The organism is Aquirufa originis (genome assembly GCF_042714495.1).
GTDB lineage: Bacteria > Bacteroidota > Bacteroidia > Cytophagales > Spirosomataceae > Aquirufa > Aquirufa originis.
The window spans coordinates 351480-372252 of the sequence record NZ_JBBKXY010000002.1; the positions used below are offsets into that span (position 1 = coordinate 351480).

Here is a 20773-nt window from a genome sequence, read left to right on the forward strand (position 1 = left end):
GCATCACTACATCCATCACCATCCGTATCTAAATCCAAACGATTGATAATCCCGTCGCCATCAATATCCGGGTTACAGGTAGCGGCAATGTTGTCTGAAAAATCAGTCCCTCTTTCAAAAGGATTGAAAATGTAGACTGCTCTATTTTGAGTCGAACCATCACCAAAAGAACCCGCAACATTATGCCCAACATTTCCAATTTCGCCTTTATCATTTAACATTGGGGTAAGGTGGCCACCATTTTCAATGACATAAATTTTATCAGTAGGAGAAATTCCGTCGGGTGTTTTAGGAACTAACGTATTTGCATTCCCCAAACCAATCATGGTACTTCCTCCAGCATCACCCCATGACAGCGGCTGTCCTGTGTTAGTTATCACTGAAGCTGAAGTGTATAAATCAGTTGAATTTTGAGCGCTTAAATATTCTATATTTTCCAAAAATCCAACGCCATCTTTCCCTTTAACTTGCAACCAACTAGTTGAATTAGTCGTACTATTTTGGCCTAAAATTCCTGCTGAACCAGACCCCATTGCATACACCTTTTTATCGGTACCTAATAACATGTACGTCATGCTTGTACTGTAGGTCGCGTCAATCATCGCAATTCCTGTTCCGCTTGGCAACGGATTGGTCATTTCGGTCGCGAAATTTCTATCGGATGCTGCCGAACCGTTTCCTAAATACACTTGGTTACCCCAAGTATAGATTTTATTATTGGTAACATCAGCCGCGATTGAACCACCTGAAGTAGCTTCAATCTGATCAATATTGGCTAATGGAGTATTTGACGAAACTAACACTTTCGTAAATCCTTTCGTTGTTGCCGTCAAACCTGATCCATTTAAAGATGGGAATGTCATTGCATTTGCATACACCGTTCCATCTTGCAATAAAATCAAGAAATTATTTGTCGATGCACTGATCGATTTGATGTTTTTAGGATCAATTTCTGAAGGTAAAACTACTTTTTGGAATGGACTTGCCGCTGTATTTGTTGTTCCTGGTAATACAAAATTGGTATTTAAATACCCCCAAACCCAAATTCCTTCCGTTGTAGCTAAAATATAAGCACTGTTTGAACCTACGGCTGCCATATCAATTATTTCACCCGTATAATTATAGCCATTAGCAGGTGTAACTAGCGTAGGTATTACTTGATCTGTGCCGTCTGGTTTAGCATATTGTCCTGCCACATAATACTTTCCAGTTTTACTTCTAAATAAGGTCCCGTGAAAGGCAGAACTCATTATTTTAGTTTTATATTTTGCTTCCTCTGTCCAACTTGCAAAAGACGGTGCATCACATTCTTCCGCATCTAATACACCATCATTATCATCGTCTAAATCAAACAAATCGCTAACTGCATCCCCATCTGTATCTAAACAAGCTTTGGTGTTTCTATCTAAGGCATATAATAAAGTATATGTGCCACTATAGGTTCCATTGTCTGTACTTGTTTCTAATACATCCGCAAAACCATTATTGCTCATAGATGTTGTATGTACAAAATCTGTTAATCGACTTGAAGTGGTTCCTGCCTCTAAGGCATCGCTACATCCATCTCCATCAGAATCCAAATCCAAACGGTTAGGAGTGCCATCACCATCTGTATCTCGATCTGAACAAAAAGTTTTTTCTAAATAGGTATTGTTTGTTAATCGAATATTAGACAGCAAAGCAGATGTTGATCCCCCCGAAATAGCTAACTTATAAGCTGAGTTAACGCCTTGATATGCTGTTTTTTGTACCCCATTTATTTTTACTGTCACATAACCCGTCGCAGAAATATCAATACTATATTCTTCACTACCAGTTACGGCTCCATGACTAAAGCTCCATACACCGCCATTAAAATAACCGTAGGCTTGGGTGGCAGCTAAATAAAACTTAGCTCCATTATCGTTGTAGTTATCTGGTGTTTGTGCGGCAGCAGCTGGCAATAAACCAAACATCACCGTTCCATCTGTTGTTAACCGATTAAATTTAAGGGATAATGGAAGCGTAAAATTTTCTGTAGAATAAGATGACGTCCAAGCAGGAGTATTGGTAGTAATTGAATTACTAGTTTTGTTGGTTAAAGACGTACCAGAGAAGTTGACATTTTCTAAATTTACTCCATAAGAAACACAAGACACTTGCTCCTGCGTGTCTAAAATACCATCGTTATCATCGTCAATATCAAGAACATCATTCAGTCCATCATTATCTGAATCAATACATGGGTTTAACGCTTTAGATATAACAGATTCATACGTATACATTCCTGAATAAACACCCGACTCCGACGAAGTTTCTAAGGCATCTGCAAAACCATTAGCACCATAGGTTCCGGATGCTATACTGCTTGCAACATTTGATGATGTGATTAAATTATTTAGTGTTACGTTCTTTATTGTACCAGACATTAAATCTCCAGTAATGCTCGCTTCCTTTGCATCTGGACAACCATCTCCATCCGTATCTAAATCTTGATGATTAGCTATACCATCTCCGTCTGTATCAGTGATACAATTAAGTTTAGGAAATACGCTTGATTGATAATTTGTATAAGTTTCAAAGTACACCTCATTGGAATAACCGGATGCATTAATCCCACCACCAGAGACCCAATAAATTCTGTAGTAAAGATACTTGCCACTGTTTTGAGCGACTGCAAATGAATTAGCATTAATCGTACCAGTAATCCCAGGAATAGCTGTAACTGCCGTATAACCATCCTTCAGAGTCGTCCACGAAACGTTGTCATTTGATCCTTCTAATCGTAAAGCGGTATTCGCATTAAAATGACTTGATGTATTAACATATCCCAAGTAAATAGTTTTTAGCTCAATAGGAATAGGCATTTTAAATGCATATACAGTTTGGGCGGCAACTGTGGTGGCGGTGAAATTAACAGCAAAACTTGTACCACCCGTTCCATTGTCTCCGTCGACTAATTTATTCGTACTTCTATAGGTTGCACTCATAGCAAGGCCGGTGGAAACTTGAACTTCGTTGCGAGCACCTGATAACCATTCACTTGCCTTATAAAAACAACTAGGAGACTCAATGGCATCCAATAAGCCATCATTATCATCGTCAATGTCATTAACATCATTAACCCCATCTTGATCTAAATCAGTGCAAGCTGCATAGTTTTTAGAAGTAGCAAATAAATAATTATAGCTACCGGAATATACACCACTTTCCGATGATGTTTCCACCGAATTCCCAAATCCATTAGGGCCAAAAGTAGCTAAAGCAGATGTGATCGTATTTATAACCGCGTTCGAAAGAGTGGATGTACTTGTTCCTGAAATGATCGATGAGCCAATTAAATTCAGAGCCTGTCCTGAGGTTAATATAGCTGAAGATATTCCTGCTTCTGATGCATCTGAGCAACCGTCGCCATCTGAGTCTAAATCCAACCGATTAGAAACGCCATCGCCATCAGTGTCCATGTCTGTGGCACCACACAAGGCTCTAAACTCTCCCAAGAACATATTATAAGCCGCATTTACTGTTTGGCCATCGGTACTTACTTGATTTAAACTATTGGCACTAATATCATACCAACCATTAAGTATATTTAATTTTAACTTAGTCACATTTTTAAACGTACGCGGGAAATAAAATACCTGCGCACCAGGTAGTGAACCGCTGCCGTTGGGTTGAGCAGTTGTATAAACGCCTGTCGTAAATACTTGACCATTATTAAAGGTTATTTCGACGGTGAAATCTTTGGGCGGTGCATCACCACCTCCATAGTTTGTTGCATCAGGTGCCCACAATACTACTCCACCTAAATTGGCCCGAGCAGCTAAAGTATATTCAATAAAACCAGAAGTCAACGGTTCTTTTAGCAACCACGCATCTGATAAGGTTGAGGGTGCTGTAACGGTTGCGGAAAGTCCAGAACCATAAAACCCAGAACCATCAATTGTATAACTTGCAGCGTTGCCGCCATATACTGGGCTTGAGGTTGCAGTCGCTGGTGTAATTAAAACAGCACTCCCACAATCTTGAGATTCCTCCAAATCTAAAATCCCGTCGTTATCATCGTCAAGATCATTTACATCACTAACGTTATCTCCATCGGAATCCAAACACCCGTTGAGCAAAGCATCAACTGCAAAGGACCCATAACTTGAGTTATAATTAATTGTTCCTGCAGTTGCTCCTTCTTTTGAATCAATTAATCCATTGCTATTTGCATCGTTCGTCGGACTCACAAAAGAGAATTGGAAGTTGGCCGTATTACTCGTTGTCGCCCCAGCTTCCAATGCATCGCTACAACCATCACCATCTGAATCGGTATCCAAATGATTTAATTTGCCATCCCCATCCGTATCGGTGGTACAAGATACTTTAGGATTTAAGCTGGCTTGATAGGTTGGTAACGTTTCAAAATACACTTCATTCGCATAACCCGTATTATTAATACCACCTCCGGAAACCCAATAAATGCGGTAGTACAGGTACTTCCCTGAATTTTGAGTTACCGTAAACGTATTCGCATTAATGGTTCCTACTAAACCAGGAACCGCAGTGACAACACCATAGGTGTTTCCGCTTAATACGGTCCATGAAGAATTATCATTTGAGCCTTCGAGACGCAATAAGGTATTCGCATTAAAGTGGGTATTTGCATTTATATAGCCAAGATATATGGTTTTCAACTCTACCGGCATGGGCATACTGAATGAATAAACTGGTCGGGCGGCCGTACTTGTCGCATTAAAAATAACGGCATAGCTAGCCGCTCCTGCGCCGTTGTCGCCATCTACCAAATCATTTGGACGATTGTAGGAGGCATTTACGGATAATGGTGTCGAAACGCGAATACTTGGTCGCGCACCTGATAGCCATTCCCCTGACGAATAAAAACAAAATGGGGATTCTGTAGCATCTAAAACGCCATCATTATCATCATCAATATCTGAAACGTCTTTAATTCCATCTCCATCTGTATCCGCACAAACCGTAAAGCTGTTATTTAGTGCAAACAGTTTATAATTATTGGAATAATTAATAACCCCATTATCTGCAACAGTTTCGACACCATTTGCCAATCCATTTGTTCCATAGGGACCTGCCGCAATCGCATCGGGTAATGTATTTGTCGAGGTAACAGCACCACTAATACCATTTTTTACAGAACCGGGACTTAGGGTGCCTGATACACCTGATTCTTTCGCATCGGGACAACCATCACCATCAGAATCTAAGTCTAGATGATTGTAAATGCCATCGTTATCAGTATCACAATTTAGAGGCGACGTGGCATTATAGGCGTCATTAAAAATTGCAGCAATTTTATTCTGATTCGTTGGATACCAAGGTGCGCCTTGCGTAGGCGTACCATCTACAAACCAAGCAACAAAACGATTTTTATCTGCTGTGCCTGGCAATTGTTTCATACCCGCAAGGGCGGACCCGCTTACGGTAGGGGAATTAAATAAAATATCGCTAACCGCCACATTTAACATTGGGAAATAATTGTTCCCTACCAATGATGTAGTAGAAATTAGGTTTGCATAGCTGTTTTGCTGATTCAAAGGAAAGACTTCATCTGCTCCTGCATTTGCATTAGACAAACTATAATTTGTCCCAAACACAGTATTCAACAAATTGACCAATCCATTTTGGTTACCTACCACACAACAGTTGTCGGATTGGATGATAAACGATTTACTCGTTTTGTTTTGAATCGCCGTAGTTAAGGCTGCCCAATGATTTGGGTGAATGGCATTAAATGCAGCTCCGCCAAAAATAACCATGTCATAGCCATCATAGAACCCTGCTGGAACCGTTGCTGACTCAATGATATTGGATTCTACAATTGTTGCTCCCGTTGCCTTATTATTGTTAAACTCATTAAACAAGCTCGACCGCATGGTTGAAAAATCTTCGTTAGATCCAGCAAATAATATTTTGTTCGGCTTAGTTATACACTCTGCTGCGTCTAGAATACCATCGTTATCGTCGTCAATATCTATTAAATCAGACACGCTATCTCCATCTGAATCCACTCCAGTACAAGTATTTAAATTAGCCGATAAAGCATAATTTGAATACGATGAAATGTAATTTAGGATACCGCTTTCAGCAACTGTCTCAATCCCGTCAGCTAATCCATTCGCACCATAAGAATTTGCAAGACCTGCAATTGCACCGGCAATACTCGTTGTTGTTGTGACAACTCCACCGTTAGCTCCGTTTTTAACGTCCCCATTGCGTACGGTACCCGTAACGCCTGATTCTTTCGTATCAGGACATCCATCTCCATCAGAATCTAAATCGAATTGGTTAGATAATCCATCATTATCCGTATCACACACTTCATATAAGGCATCAGATGAAACAGACACACTAACATTTTGCATGGGTGATGCGACGCCCGTATTTTGAAATTGTAAATCCTGGCTTGTAGCTGAAGCGGTAAAAGTGATAAAACGCGTTTCCCAGCCACAACCTAAACTAGGTCTATATTGATCAATAACGGTTGTCCCTAATTTTGCTGTAATTTGGCCTAATGCCGCAGTCGCAGCAAATTTGGCATAATACACTTTGAGCATATAGGTCTTGCCAACCACTAAATTATTGAGCGTAGTTTTAAATGCTTCTTGCGTATTGGAATAAAAGCTAACCCATGAAGTATGCCCATTCGGTGCAGCAGGCGCAACACCTGAACAACCACCAATCCAACCACCGTAAATGGATGACGCAGTAGTTGCAATGTCAGGAGAAGAATTCGCAATAGTCCAACCTGTTGGAACTGTATATTCTCGTATACCTGCGATGGTATTAGTAGCTGGTAATGCAATAGACGAATTACAATATTCATTTGTATCCGGAATTCCATCGTTATCATCGTCAATATCAACGGAGTTAATAATCCCATCACCATCGAAGTCATCTCCGGCAGCAGTTCCGCCTACGGTCTGCGAAAAAGCGAACACAGAAACCAGCTGAAAAAGGACAATTAGAACAAAGCGAATCGGTAAACGTAATTTCATATATCAGTCTGCCGGTGTTGAAATAATACAATTCGGCAAACAAATAAAGTAAATCAAGGTGGGGGGATTTGTCAAAAAAAGTGTCTTTGACAGAATTTGGACGAATAATCTAACCTATTCTGGAGTTGAAATACTCCTTTGGGGTGCAGCCTTTGGCTTTCTTGAAGGCGGTGTAGAAGCTTTGGCGAGAACCGAAACCGGACGCTTCGGCAATCGTTTCAATGGAGGATTTGGCCAAATAAGCAGGGTCACTTAACTTCTCTTCGATGTACGCAATCCGGTAATTGTTCAAATAATCCCGGAACGAAATGCCATGTGTATGTTTGATCGCCTGCCCTATCAACCGATGCGGATGACCTGTTAGAGAGCCTAATAATTCCGCTGTCAATTGTGAATTTAGAAAGACCTCTGTGGTTTTAAAATACTCGTCCACCTTGGATGCCAAGGTCTTCAATCGCACTTCCTCTTCGTCCGTGAGAACGACTTCTTCCTTTTCTGGACCACGTAGATTCTCAGCGAGGATTTTGACATCCAATAATTTGGGGTTAATGGCCAAGTAAAATAAATGGAAAACGAACTCAGCGATTAAAAGATAGTCCGTCGTGATAAAGGACGATTTACCGCTGCCTGTATAGATGAAAAGATACCACAAGTAAAAAATGGTACAGAAACGAAAGAGCAGAATCCCGATGATCCAGAAATGGAAAACCCCTTTTTGGAACAATACCTCATTCTGTTTGTCTCGTCTAAATTGAACATAATAGTACACCATCGCGATATAGAACACGAAGTACATCCCCAGTTTCGCATACACGTGGTAGTAAGGATCGAACCACAAAAAACGCGGATTATAAGCGAAATAATCCCCCTGTGCGAGCATCCATTTTACTTCTTCTATTTTAACTTCTTTCGAACTCAAATAGTAAGGCGTATTCTCTATGAGTTGTAGCAAGAATGGTAGGAAGAAGACTAAATGTATCCACTTGAATTTTGCGCGCGGATGTAGCAAATACCACATAAACATGAAATTTAAGGGCGGCAAAATATAAAAAAGCGGAGCAGAAGTCCGATAGAAGTAGGGGGTCACCACAATCACTTCCGGCATTAAATAATAAGCCGCAACCACTAAATAGGCAAGGATTAAAAACTGTACCGCTAAGATTTTAGCAACAACTAGATTCCCTTTTCTGATCAAAAAATTCAGACCAAAAAGCAAGCACAGCGAGCTCACTAAAGAGAAAAGGTACAAGGATCCGACGTTTGACATTTAGAACAATTGAATGATAAGCTAAATAACAAAAATTGGACAAGTGCATCTGTAACATATTACGCCTGTTACAAAAATTGGACAAAAATTATTCTGCGTCTTTTTGAGCAAAAAAAGCGGCCGGAGTGATATTGTGAAGCTTATTAATAGCATTATGAAGCCCTTGTCTCGAGCCAAAACCGGCTTGTTCCGCCAGCAATTCCTGAGACATTGCACGCCATGATTCGTGCTGTTTACGCTGCTTCACGATATAATTGATCCGCCACGAATTGACAAAATCTGGATAGTTTAATTCGTAGATATATTGGGTTGTTCTCGACAATTCCCGCGCCGAAATCCCAACCATTTTTGCCGTACTATCCAAGCTAGCCTCGCCCTGTAAAAAAGGTTTTTGAGCTACGAAATACTCCTCTAATCGCTGGGCAAATCCCTCGTATTTTTTCAATTTCTCCGCATCTTCATCTGGCTCAGGATGGCGCTGCTCTGGTTGCAGCCGATCCACCAGGCTTTGGAAAGTCATGGTATCTAACAAAGCCGGACGATATAAGACAACCCCTACATTCAGGAATGCAGCTAAATTCATCAGCAAATCTGCATAGGAGAATTGTAAATTATTAAACCCGATGATACCCATTACGTAGGCGATAATGAATACAATGGACAGTAGACTTAAGCTAGTATAAGCAAGCAACCAATTGATGACAAAGCTTCGCTTGTAGCTATTTTTACGGATGAAATGGAGGACCAGGAGGAATGACGCAATGGCATTCAGTGTGGTGAAAATTACCTTTAGAATCGCCATTACTTGCGGCGAAAAATACATCACATCACTCTTAAATTTAATCAGCGATTTTGATTGCATAATCAACTCCACTTGTTTCACTTTATTTTCAAGTGGGCCAAAAAAGAACGGCAACAACTCAGCCGTATGCAACACAAATGGAATGAATAATAAGGTCTGCCAAAGTTGCCATTTACGCTGCGGATACAACATAAAATAGATAAATAGCAATCCTACCGGAGGCGCAAGAAAATGAATGGGGGATTGCAAATTACAAAGCTGAGGATATTGAATTAATCTTCCCCCCGTAGCAAAATAGGCGGTAATAATGCGAAAGCAAAAAATCAAAAAATACAGTCCTAAAAACTTCGACGCCAGCATACCCTTCTTCGTAATCAGGTGTAGACCGAATAGCCCCACCAGTGTGGAGATCACGAAATCATAGAATAGTTCAACGATGGTTAGCAAGGTGGTGTTTTGTTTTCGAATGTAAATTAAGCATAATTTCGTTTTATATTTGCCCCTATGAACCGAATCTTTGCCCTTTTACTTTTCATCCCTCTTTTTACCCAGGCGCAGTTTAAAATCACTGTTTCCCGCACGAAAGACCCCGTTTATTTCCGTGGAACGCTGTTTGATGAGAAGAATTATTTGGCCAAAGACACGGTGCGCGGCACGCTTTTAACATCGAAAACTCCCATCAAAGGCGGTATTTATTACCTACAATTCGCCCCATCCAAAGAACGCATCTACTTCAATATCGAGAATAACGATCAATTCGCTTTGACCTTTTCTGGCCCAGCTTATTTAGCCTCAGCACACTCCTCAGATCCGAAAAACGAAGTCTTTTTAAACTACCAAAGACTCGAAAAATCCTTTGCCGTCATCGACTCCCTGTACCAGGTAGAAATTGCCCGCGGCCGCAAGTTCAAGTTCGCGGAGAAAGCCGCCTTTTTCCAGTCCAAAACATCTTCCTTAGTCGCCTTCCGCAAGAAAGCGCTGGCTACGCTTCCTCCATCTTCTACGCTTGCGCTCTATTTCAAATCGCTCAATACGCTAGACGAATCCGTTCCTAGCCGTACGGACTACGCGGCTCGCTCTAAGTTCTTTTCTCGCATCCCTTTTAGCGATGGCAAGTTATTGTTCACCCCCGTTTTCCGTTCTTTGCTCGTAGAATACCTCTCCTATTATCCTTTGCAGGCTGATTCCATCCGTGTAGGTGTAGAAAAAGCCATGTCCAAAATCGACTGCGGCGCTAAATCCTATCCCTTCGTTTTCGACTATTTCTCCAGCGTGATGAAGAACCGAAACATCGTGGGCAACACAGAGGGCTATGCTTGGTTTTTAACCAAATACGGGGTAGGGAATGCGTGCGGCGCGTTTACCGCCGCGCAGAAAAAAGCCTTTAAAGAAGAAGCCGATAAATTGAGCGCCTTAAAATCGAACGCAGTCGCCGCAAACATCGTGCTAAAAGACACCGCCGGCGCCACCCAGGACCTCCATAAATTCGCATCAGAGAACGATTACACCCTCCTAATGTTCTACGCACCCACCTGTGATCATTGCCAAAAAGAGGTCCCCGAAATCGACTCCACCACCTCCGTCATCTCCCGCATCATGAACCTGAAAATAGGCCGCTTCGCGGTCTGTAACGAACCCGGAGTATCCCGCGCGGTTTGGCTCGATTTCATTTCTAAGTACCGCGTAAACACGAACGTCCTCCACGTAGAATTACCCGCTAATTCCCCCTTGCGCAGCACCTACGACGCCTTCTCAAACCCCACCTTTTATCTCTTAAACCGCAAAGGCGAAATCGTGGCTAAAAAAATCAGCCCCTCCACCCTCCGAAAATACTTTGCCGGCTTACAGTCTTCGCGACCTAATGTGCCCTAGGGGGCTTTGATGCCACTATTGTGTGAAATAAACGTCGAGGTACTCAGAGGACTTTTCAGGTATTGACAATTGCTGTCAATACCCTACTTTCGATTATCAATAACCTGATAGGGTTAGGCAGAAAATTCATACATTTGAATTAATCACTATGTGGGATAGCAAGAGTTTTCACAGTATTAAACCACTTCAATAATGATACGCATAGATAAAATCATCGAAATTGCTCCCTATTATGTTGATTGCCTTTTTAATACAGGAGAACTAAAGCGAATTGAAGTTCTACCGCTACTTTTAAATCACCAGCATTTAGATGGTATTGATCAATTAAAAGACCATTCAATCTTTGAAAAAGCGCTCATTGGCGAAATGGGAGAACTAAAATGGGAAAAAATCATTTTATCGCCCAAGGATGATTCTGGAAAGCGTTGGGATTACGACATCTCTCCTGAGTATGCTTATGAAATAGGCAACATTTTGGTTTAAATCCGGCAATTATTTAACCGTAAAATAAATCATTCACAATCATCATTAATCCATTTTTCCTCCTACCTTTATCCCAGTTTTAAACAAACACAAAATGAAAAAAGATGTAATTGTAGGCTAAGCGCCTAATTAATATTCGAATTGAAAAAGCCTGAATCTTCAGGCTTTTTTTATGCCAAAAAACGGGAAGATAATTGACACATTCTGTCAATACCTGAAAAGCCCTCTGCGTACCTCGACGTTTATTTCACACATTATTGCCCCCAGGCGACTTAATCGACATATTTGACTTAATCGCGAAGCGATGACTAAGCCGTAGGCGACTAAGCGGCTACGCCGCGATTACGTCCGCAGGACGCCTTCTGCCAGCCCCCGGTCATTCGAGAGGCGGGGAACTTTGTTTTGGCCCCCTAATTTACCCTGTGACTTCATATACGAAATAAAAGCACCCGAGGGAAGCGAGGTAAGCACTAAGGGGCGCAAGATGGACCCCGTAATCAGGTCGCGGTAATAGATATTTTGCGCGCACATGGACGCGTCTAGAGCTTCCTGAAAAGTAGCTAAAGAAGAAGGCGGCGACGAAAACTCGATCAGCCACTCATGGTAGGGTAAACCCGAAGAAGGAGAAACCTGCGGCGCAACAGTGAACTCAACGACACGTGCTTCTGGACATGCAGACAACGCAGCAGCAAGAGCTTTCTCGACTTCTTCAGCGATCACGTGCTCGCCAAAAGCCGAAATAAAGTGCTTAATCCGACCCGTCACCACAATGCGGTACGGATTCAAAGAGACGAACTTCACAGTATCGCCGATGGAATAGGACCAAAGGCCAGCATTCGTCGTTAACAAAAGCGCGTAATTAACGTCTAATGAGACCTCTGTGAGGCTTAAGCGGACAGGGTTAGCGCCGAAATAAGTATCCGTAGGAACAAACTCAAAGAAAATCCCGCCGTCTACGTTCAATAAAAGCCCTGGTTCGCCCGAAGAGTCGTCAAACGCAATGAACCCCTCCGAAGCGGGATATGTCTCCACCACGTCAATTTCTCGGCCTATCGAGGCCAGTAGTTTCTCCCGGTATGGCTCGAAGTTCACACCGCCGGTCACGAAGACCTGGAAATCGGGGAAGAGGTCACCTATTTTTTGGCCAGATAACTCCTCTAAACGATCAAAATACATCTGCACCCAAGGCGGAATCCCGGAAATCAATCCCATCCGCTTCGAAATCGTTTCTTGCACAATCGCCTCGAGCTTTTGCTCCCAGTCTTCGATGCAATTCGTCTCATAAGATGGCATCTGATTGCCGCGTAAATAACCTGGCACATGGTGGTTCACGATCCCCGAAAGGCGGCCCGTTGGAACACCATTCGTTTCGGTCATCTCCGGAGAACCGCTTAGAAAGATCAATTTACGGTCTAAAAACGACGCATTTCCACTGTAATACACATAATGCAACAAGGCATCCCGCGCAGCAGTAATGTGAAAAGGCATCGAATCTGATGAGATGGGAATGTATTTGACGCCGGAGGTGGTGCCGGAGGTTTTGGCAAAATAGGCTGGTTTTCCAGGCCAAAGAATATCTTCCTTGCCCGCCACCACTTCGTCGATATAGGGTTTGATGTCTTCGTATTCGAAGATGGGTACGTTAGAACGGTAGTCGAGGTAGTTCTTGATTTTGGAGAACGAGTGACCGCGCCCAAAAAGCGTTTTCTCCGCCTTCGCCACCATTTGCTTCAACCAAAAGTCTTGGCGCTCAAAAGCCTGCTGTTGGCTTAAGCGGTACTTTTTAACGACACGGGCCGCTAGAGGTTTGGCAAAAAAGGAACGAATACCCATCGCTACACTATTTAAATATGCCTTTCGGATCTGGCATTTTGGCAGCTAACAGCGACCCAAAATTCAAGTCCAATTGCAAAATATCAGCCATGCGAGCTTCGTGGAAATAGGTCCACGCTAACTCATAATTTTCTTTGTAAAACGCCACCTGGCAACGCTTCATCCACGCATTCGCGTTCTTCGGATCCTGCGCCAAGGCATGCTTTAATTCCGTTTCTACTTCGTCCAAAGTTCCACAATCTTGCCCTTTCTCATAGCAACTTAACTTCACAATCGCATAATCAACGCGCATCATCGACTGTGTTGAATCCAACTCTAAACCCTTGTTTAACAGGCGAATAGCGAGATCATTGTCTCCTCTTTGGAACGAAATAACCCCTAATCCCCAAAACGCATCCACGCTATTCGGGTCCAAGGCGCTGATTAAATTAAATCGCTGTGTTGCGGTGTCTAATCGTGCGGTAGCCACATATTCCCATGCGCGTTCCGCGAAAAAAGCAACGGCTTCAGCTCTCGAGCCAAAAGAGGCATCGCAGCTCGCCACGAACTCATTTAATTCCTTTTGATCGGCTTTCGAAAGCGGTTTAGAACCATACAAAACTTCGTACTTCGCTGCGCGAACCGGAGTAGCCGGCGCCTGCGGCGCCGCCGCCACCTCTTTTTTCGTCTGAGAATACCCCATGAACGAAATCAAACACAATAACAGAACTCTCTTCATAATCACAAAACTAACGTTTCTTTTTACTTGACCCTGCGCCAGGACGGAATTTTGCATTCTTTCCTGGGCGGTTATTGCGGACGACAAGCTTAGGGCCTTGAACGGCACCGCCTTTCGGTCCAGCTTTGGTAACCGCCTTTTTCTGAGGCACTTTCTTGCCTGCCGCTTTGGCCTTAATCACCCATTTTTTATCGTGGAACGCACCCTTAAAGTCCGGATCCTCGCGTTTGCGCTGGTCATCGACCGCGCGTAACATATCTTGTTGCTCTAAAAACGGCGTTTCTTCGATCTTGATTCCTTCCGGCAGCTGTTCGATTTCGATCTTTTGTTGAATGATCTCCTCAATTTTCGTCCAGTGGTAGCTTTCCGCTAACGTAATAAAGGTAATCGACTCCCCTATCTCCTCCGCACGACCCGTACGGCCGATTCGGTGGACATAATCCTCATAAATCAAAGGCACATCGAAGTTGATCACGTGAGAAACTTTCGGGATATCAATCCCGCGTGCCGCCACATCCGTCGTCACTAAAACACGCACATTTCCCTCACGGAATTGCGCCATGGCGTTGATACGCGTGTTCTGGCCCTTGTTCGAGTGAATTACGCGAACTTGGTCTTTCGGTAATGATTTCAACAGCCACTTCTCCACCTCATTTGCCGCATCTTTCGAGCGACAGAATACCATAACCCGATGAAAATCAGGGTTTTGCATAAAGTAAGCGAGGGCATGTAATTTCGTTAACAAATTAGGCGCCTCGTAGACCGATTGCGTCACCTGACTCGCTGGCGTAGCCTGCGGGGTGATTTCGATCTTCATCGGAAACTCCAAAAACTCGTGGGACAAGTTCTCCACCTTCTCTGGGAAGGTCGCGGAAAACAGGCCGTTCATTCGTTTTTTGTACGGTATTTTTTCCAAAATCTGACGAATCTGCGGCATAAAGCCCATATCCATCATCTTATCTGCTTCGTCTAAAATCAAGAATTTCAATTCCTTCACCACTATCACATCCTTGCGGTACAATTCTAAGAATCGACCCGGCGTAGAAACGAGGATGTCGATGCCTTCCTCGAGGGCTTGGATCTGAGGTTTTGGCCCTAATCCACCGTACAAGGCTAAAATACGCAAGTCCGTAAACTGCGCTAAACCGATCATCACGGTGTGAATCTGCATCACCAGCTCGCGGGTAGGCGCTAAAATCAAGGCACGCGGATTCTTTCCCTGCGCATATTTGCAGCGCATCAAAATAGGCAACGCATAAGCAGCCGTCTTTCCGGTCCCCGTTTGCGCAATTCCCAGCAAATCGTGGCCTTGCAATAATAACGGAATGGCCTTCTCCTGGATCGGAGTTGGTTTCGTATAACCCACCGCGGTACACGCGCGTTGCAGCTGTGGATTTAATCCCAAACTTAAAAATTCATCCATTGGATTCGGCATTGTAGTAGATTTGCAAAGGTAGGGAAAATATAATTCTTACCTTTGAAACAAAATTATTGTTGTTTTGGCTCGAATAAAGGGATTAATTAAGGCATTTCTATTGAATCTAGGCCTATTGGTCGCACTCTCCTTCGCCACAGGGAGCCTTTCTTCGCTATTTTTAGCAGGCCTCGACTGGATTCAACACAACGGATCCTACCTCTATGCCTTACCTCTGGTAGGTTTAATTTTCCAAAGTTTCAAAGTCCCAGCCTACCTCATCATTCCCGCCACCTGGCTCAGTCATTTGGCAGGCGCCTCCGTCGGACGTGAAGGAACGGCTGTCACTATGGGACGGGGGCTGGGAGAGAAATTTTCAGACGTTGACCTATTCTCTAAGGCCGGCATGGCCGCTGGCTTCGCCTCTGTTTTTGGGACACCACTGGCCGGAGCCTTTTTTGCACTCGAAGTAGGAGAGGTGGGCAAAATTAATTTTCGCCACATCCCCGCCTGCCTTTTCGCTGCTTTTTCGGCGAATTATGTCAGTCTCCACGTGTACGGCACAAAACATCTTTCTTACCCTTCGGTTTTTTTACCCGAGTTTTCAGGTGCATTTTATGCGAAATTAGCGCTCCTGGGCCTATTTTTGGCCCTAATTGCCTTTCTCTATAAGCGCTCAGAATCGATTATAATTTCTGCGTTCGACAAATCACCCGTACAAGGTCCTCTAAAAGGGATTCTCGCGGGCTTGATTTTGTTCGGTGTGCTAAGCATCCCGGTGTTTCACGAAACGATCGGACTTGGTTCGGAATTTTTACTTAGACCATTTACGTCGGTCGCACCAGACTTCGCCCTTTGGAAATTACTAGCGACAAACTTGAGTTTAGGTCTCGGGTTTAAAGGGGGAGAAGCGACACCCTTGTTTTTGATCGGGTCACATGCGGCGTCTGGTTTTGCCTCTTGGTTTGCATTACCTGTAGGATTATCGGCGGCCATCGGCTTCGTCTGCTTGTATGGAGGTCTTGCCAAAACTCCGCTTGCCGCCACCTTCTTAGGCATGGAACTTTTTGGTCCATCCGCCTGGTTCATTTATTTCATCATTACCCTGATTGTCTTATTCGGCTCAGGTAAAAAAGGAATTTTCTCTAATCAAACCTGGGCAGATTACCTGCCTAAACCCATCTACTAAATAGCACTAATGTTTGCAAAAGCCTTCGAACACTACGACACCTTCCGCGAAAACCGCCTAACAAAACGCCGTTTTTCGGCGGCTCTTTGGCAAGAATTAATCACTGAATGGTCCACCCATTTTGCTGTCCGCGAACTAGGTAAAACCGAAGAGGGAAGACCCATTCACGAAGTTCGCTACGGCGAGGGTCCCATACAAGTGATCGCCTGGTCCCAAATGCACGGTGATGAGGCTACGGCGACGATGGCTTTGGCCGATATTTTTCGTTTATTAGCCACATCAGGCCAACCGAGTGCCGAGTTTAAGCAAAAATTGCATCAGAAAATCACCTTGCGCATCATTCCCCGCCTGAATGCAGACGGTGCAGAAAGATGGCAACGTGAAACGGCATTAGGCATCGATATGAACCGCGATGCGACGAAACAAAACTCCGTAGAAGCGCGCCTTTTATCGGCGTGGGCTGACGATATCAAGCCCGCATTCGCCTTCAATTTACACGACCAAAACCGCTTGTATTCGGTAGGCAATAGCCCAGAACAAACCCACATCGCCTTCCTAGCCACTACAGGGGACGACGCAGGAACTTGGACTCCATCCCGCTTACGCGCAGGCCAAATCTGCCAGCGAATGCTGCGCCAAATCCAGCCCATTATCCCAGGCAAAATCGCAAAATGGACAGACGAATTTGAGTCCCGCGCCTTTGGTGATACCTTTTCTTCTCGCGGATACGGTTTGGTATTATTAGAATCCGGCGGGGCAGGATGGGACCTAGAAAAGCAATCCCTACGCAAATTAAACGCCTGTCTATTACTCGATGCCTTCTGCGCGATTGCCGATGGAAGCTATGCGGAGGAATCCATTGCGGAATACGAAGCCTTACCTACGAACGAACGAACGATTGTAGATATCAAAATCACCGATGCGCCACTTAGCGCAACTGTCCGCGCAGACGTCTTATTTAACCTCGTAGAAACCCCGATGACCGATGGAAATATTCATTATTCATGGGTAGTCGAGAACATCGGAGATATGTCACCATTCTATGGATTAACGGAAATTGACGGGAAAGACTTACATTTGTCCCCTGATTCAAGTATTTCTTTAGGTGAAAATTACACCGAATTGGTCTTATTAAAAGACGGAAAACCCAGCTTTAAACTATCAGATTACACGCATAAAATACAATCCTAAATGACTTCATTACCTGTAATTATCATTGGCGTAAATCCTTTTGGCCTAGAAGTAGCCCACATCTTTCAAAAGAACGACGTCGTTATCTACGGATTCTTAGACGATGATCCTAAGAAAAAGGACACCAGCATTGGCGAAATTCCGGTTTTGGGAACCGCAGACGATGAATCTTATTTCAAATTAATTGGTAAAAACTGCGGCGTATTTGTGGCCTTAGAAAACCCAACCGAGCGCAAGAAAATGATCGAATTGATCTTAGAAGAGCGCGAGGTAAAACCCGTAAACGCCATACATCCTACCGCCAATATTGCTGATGTAAAAAGCCTTGCTTACGGCGTATTCATCGGAAGTGGAGCACAGGTTTTACCTGAAACAAAACTGGGGGATCACGTCATCATTGGCTCAGGCGCTATAGTGGAAACCGGTGCACAAATTGCTGATTTTGCTTCCATCGGAGCGGGCTCAGTGATAGGCAAAGAAGCGATCATTGAGAACAACGCTTACGTTGGAATTCACTCAACAATTGTGGGAAGTGTGAAGGTAGGAAAGAGCGCTACAGTAGGAGCGGGGAGTGTGGTAATTGAGAATGTAGCAGCCTCGAAACGTGTCTTCGGAAATCCGGCAAAGGCCTTATAATTTGACAATATTTTCTGGCGCAACTAGATCTAAAAAGTGAAAACGTAGATAGAGTTGCGCCACTACGATGACATCTTCTAGGCAATACTCATTGATCCTAGCTAATCCATTTTCCTTGTAGAAAACACGGTTCACCTGGTCTCCTGAAAGATCAGCTTTGGCCCCTGAAATACCCATCAATTCCGCTAACAATTCCAGCGAAGTATAGGATCTTCTATCGCCAAACTTCCACATCTCCATCGTATCCTGGTGGATAATTTCCCATGGTTTTTTGCCTTGTAATTGCAACGACTTTGGAATCTCCAAACCGTTTATGAGCATGCGTCTACACAAATACGGGAAGTCAAATTCTTTGCCATTATGTGCCACCAGCGTTAATTCTCTCGACTTATAGGTCTTATTTACGAACGCGATGAACTCTGTGAGAAGCGTTTTTTCGTCTGCGTGGGCAATCGTCTTCACTTTTAAGGCCATCTCGCCCTGTTTGTTAACGAACAAAAAGCCCATTCCCACCACGATAATCTTCCCAAATTCCGCATACAATGGCGCCTTTTCGAAATACATCTCTTCTAGGCTGATATTAGCGGGATTTATCAAATTCTTCGCCTTTCTTAGCCAAAATTCTTTCATCTTATCTGAAAGTAGGGCAAAATCGGATACTCCGGACGAAGTTTCGATATCAATGAAGAGGGTATTCTTGAAGTTCTTTAAGGTATCCATATTTCATGTTCCACGTGGAACGCGTAAATCTTATGCTTTCAATGTTTCACGTGAAACATTCACTAATTCCATTTTAAATAGGTCATTCAAATGCCCTTTGACAATAGCCGAAACAGCTTCAAAATCCATTTCCTTGCCTAATTCCTGCTGCAACGAAGTAACACCACGGGTCGCAATGCCACAAGGCACAATGTGTGAGAAATAGTTCAAATCCGTATTTACATTCAACGCAAAGCCGTGCATACTTATCCAACGAGACGCCTTCACGCCCATGGCACAAATCTTGCGAGCGCCTTCTTCTGTAGGATCAATCCACACACCCGTCAAGCCCTCAATCCGGCCAGCTACTAACCCAAAACCCTCACAGGTTTTAATAATCGCCTCTTCCAGCATACGCAGATATAAGTGAATGTCTGTATAGAAATTCTCTAAATCCAGAATAGGGTAGCCCACTAATTGGCCGGGTCCGTGGTAGGTAATATCACCACCTCGATTCGTCTTAAAAAAGGTAGCACCTATAGTAGACAAGAACGATTCTTGCAACAACAAATGGGACTCGTCACCGCTCTTACCTAGGGTGTATACGTGGGGGTGTTGGCAAAATAGAAGGTAATTATTCGTGATGACTTTTTGGTCCTCTTCAAGGCCTCTGTTATCTAATTTCACTGTCGCTATGCGATTTAATAAAGTCTCCTGTAGATCCCAAGCTTCCTTGTATTCTATCAGTTTTAAATCAACAAATTGGACTTCTTTATTCTGCTTCATTCTTTATCAAGAGGCTGATAGCGCCAAACTAAACCCCGGGCTATCTTTAGGAAAACAAATATACAATAATGGCAAAACATATAACACAAGGAAAATTAGGTGAACAAATTAGCGTAGACTATCTATTAAAAAACGCCTATACCATCGAAGCAAGAAACTACCGCTACAAACGAGCGGAGATCGACATCGTGGCTAAAAAAGGGGATCTCTTAATCTTCATAGAAGTCAAATCCCTTCGCAGAAATACCCACGGACATCCGGAGCAGAAAATCACCCAAAACAAAATAAGGCTCATCAGCAGGGCTGCTTGTGCCTACCAATACCAGCATAAATGGCGCCAAGAAGTTCGTTTTGACAGCATTTCGGTGAATTTTTATCCACAAGCCTTTAAAATAGAGCATTTCGAGGATGCTTTTTCGTAAATTCGCGCTTTAATAGCGCGCACATGATTCAATTTTGCACAGAAGACATAACATTCTCCCTAAAAGAGAAGTTAAAACACAAAGCCTGGTTAAACGAGGTGGCGAAACAAGAAGGGAAAAAGATCCTAGAACTAAGCTATGTCTTTTGCTCCGATGATTATCTGTTACAGATTAACCAGGAGTATTTGAACCACGATACGCTAACGGATATCGTGACTTTTGATAACTCAGAAGACCCCAAGAAAATCGAAGGAGATATCTTTATTTCCATCGATCGCGTGAAAGAAAATGGGGAAAAGCTCGGTACTTCTGAAACAGAATTAGAGCGCGTCATGGTACACGGTTTATTGCACTTACTAGGTTATAAAGACAAGAAGAAAGAGGATAAGGCGTTAATGACCGAGAAAGAAGATTTTTACATTAAACAATACTAAAATGTTTCACGTGAAACATGCATAGC

General features: G+C 43.4%; 15 protein-coding genes (1 of these 15 running past the window's edge). 7 read left to right on the forward strand and 8 right to left on the reverse strand.

Features of this window, described 5'->3' with window-relative positions; translation table 11 throughout:
* From SKC35_RS06845 to SKC35_RS06855, 3 genes are all read right to left on the reverse strand, one after another.
* A protein-coding gene (locus SKC35_RS06845) for a tandem-95 repeat protein (protein ID WP_377978647.1) crosses the window boundary here: on the reverse strand, window positions 1-7001 show its start. Its footprint begins 18841 nt before the window's first position; 7001 of the gene's 25842 nt are visible here — the first part of the coding sequence; the start codon lies at window positions 6999-7001; its stop codon lies off the left edge, out of view.
* A 109-nt stretch (window positions 7002-7110) separates the two neighbouring features.
* Complete coding sequence (locus tag SKC35_RS06850; RefSeq protein ID WP_377978648.1) at window positions 7111-8268, reverse strand: helix-turn-helix domain-containing protein; 1158 nt, start codon at window positions 8266-8268, stop codon at window positions 7111-7113.
* A gap of 88 nt (window positions 8269-8356) precedes the next feature.
* Window positions 8357-9517, reverse strand: coding sequence for a hypothetical protein (locus SKC35_RS06855; protein ID WP_377978649.1), 1161 nt, complete (start codon window positions 9515-9517; stop codon window positions 8357-8359).
* A 57-nt stretch (window positions 9518-9574) separates the two neighbouring features.
* On the opposite strand from SKC35_RS06855, the gene SKC35_RS06860 reads away from it, so the two are divergent.
* Together SKC35_RS06860 and SKC35_RS06865 are read left to right on the forward strand one after the other, a co-directional pair.
* Entirely contained in the window at window positions 9575-10942 is a 1368-nt protein-coding gene (locus tag SKC35_RS06860; RefSeq protein ID WP_377978650.1) for a TlpA family protein disulfide reductase, read from the forward strand.
* A 192-nt stretch (window positions 10943-11134) separates the two neighbouring features.
* Entirely contained in the window at window positions 11135-11425 is a 291-nt protein-coding gene (locus SKC35_RS06865; protein WP_377978651.1) for a hypothetical protein, read from the forward strand.
* A 342-nt stretch (window positions 11426-11767) separates the two neighbouring features.
* Here the strand turns inward: SKC35_RS06865 and SKC35_RS06870 are convergent, their stop codons facing one another.
* Genes SKC35_RS06870 through SKC35_RS06880 form a run of 3 tightly spaced genes read right to left on the reverse strand, consistent with a single transcriptional unit; the run spans window position 11768 to window position 15411 of the window.
* Complete coding sequence (locus tag SKC35_RS06870) at window positions 11768-13258, reverse strand: GH3 auxin-responsive promoter family protein (RefSeq protein ID WP_377978652.1); 1491 nt, start codon at window positions 13256-13258, stop codon at window positions 11768-11770.
* A 7-nt stretch (window positions 13259-13265) separates the two neighbouring features.
* The gene (locus SKC35_RS06875) at window positions 13266-14033 is read right to left on the reverse strand and encodes a tetratricopeptide repeat protein (RefSeq protein ID WP_377978653.1); all 768 of its coding nucleotides are present in this window, start codon (window positions 14031-14033) and stop codon (window positions 13266-13268) included.
* Window positions 13987-15411: a DEAD/DEAH box helicase gene (locus SKC35_RS06880; protein WP_377978654.1), complete on the reverse strand. Its 1425-nt coding sequence runs from the start codon at window positions 15409-15411 to the stop codon at window positions 13987-13989. The genes SKC35_RS06875 and SKC35_RS06880 overlap by 47 nt, the downstream gene beginning before the upstream one ends.
* A 64-nt stretch (window positions 15412-15475) precedes the next feature.
* On the opposite strand from SKC35_RS06880, the gene SKC35_RS06885 reads away from it, so the two are divergent.
* From SKC35_RS06885 to SKC35_RS06895, 3 genes are read left to right on the forward strand one after another with little or no spacing between them, the layout of a single operon-like run.
* On the forward strand, window positions 15476-16579 hold the full coding sequence (locus SKC35_RS06885; protein WP_377978655.1) for a chloride channel protein: 1104 nt from the start codon (window positions 15476-15478) through the stop codon (window positions 16577-16579).
* A gap of 9 nt (window positions 16580-16588) precedes the next feature.
* On the forward strand, window positions 16589-17770 hold the full coding sequence (locus tag SKC35_RS06890; protein ID WP_377978656.1) for a M14 family zinc carboxypeptidase: 1182 nt from the start codon (window positions 16589-16591) through the stop codon (window positions 17768-17770).
* A complete protein-coding gene (locus SKC35_RS06895; RefSeq protein ID WP_377978657.1) occupies window positions 17771-18406 on the forward strand; it encodes a PglD-related sugar-binding protein in 636 nt (211 codons plus the stop codon).
* Here SKC35_RS06895 and SKC35_RS06900 read toward each other — a convergent pair.
* Window positions 18401-19126, reverse strand: coding sequence for a 3'-5' exonuclease (locus SKC35_RS06900; RefSeq protein WP_130895618.1), 726 nt, complete (start codon window positions 19124-19126; stop codon window positions 18401-18403). The genes SKC35_RS06895 and SKC35_RS06900 overlap by 6 nt on opposite strands.
* Window positions 19127-19156: 30 nt before the next feature.
* Window positions 19157-19891, reverse strand: coding sequence for a lipoyl(octanoyl) transferase LipB (gene lipB, locus SKC35_RS06905; protein WP_130922437.1), 735 nt, complete (start codon window positions 19889-19891; stop codon window positions 19157-19159).
* A 68-nt stretch (window positions 19892-19959) separates the two neighbouring features.
* Between lipB and SKC35_RS06910 the strand changes: the two genes are divergently transcribed.
* Both SKC35_RS06910 and ybeY read left to right on the forward strand, forming a co-directional pair.
* Complete coding sequence (locus SKC35_RS06910) at window positions 19960-20313, forward strand: YraN family protein (RefSeq protein ID WP_130895620.1); 354 nt, start codon at window positions 19960-19962, stop codon at window positions 20311-20313.
* Between the two features lie 23 nt (window positions 20314-20336).
* Window positions 20337-20747 (forward strand): rRNA maturation RNase YbeY, encoded by a 411-nt coding sequence (gene ybeY / locus SKC35_RS06915; protein ID WP_130895621.1) that lies wholly within the window; start codon window positions 20337-20339, stop codon window positions 20745-20747.
* Window positions 20748-20773: the final 26 nt, after the last annotated feature.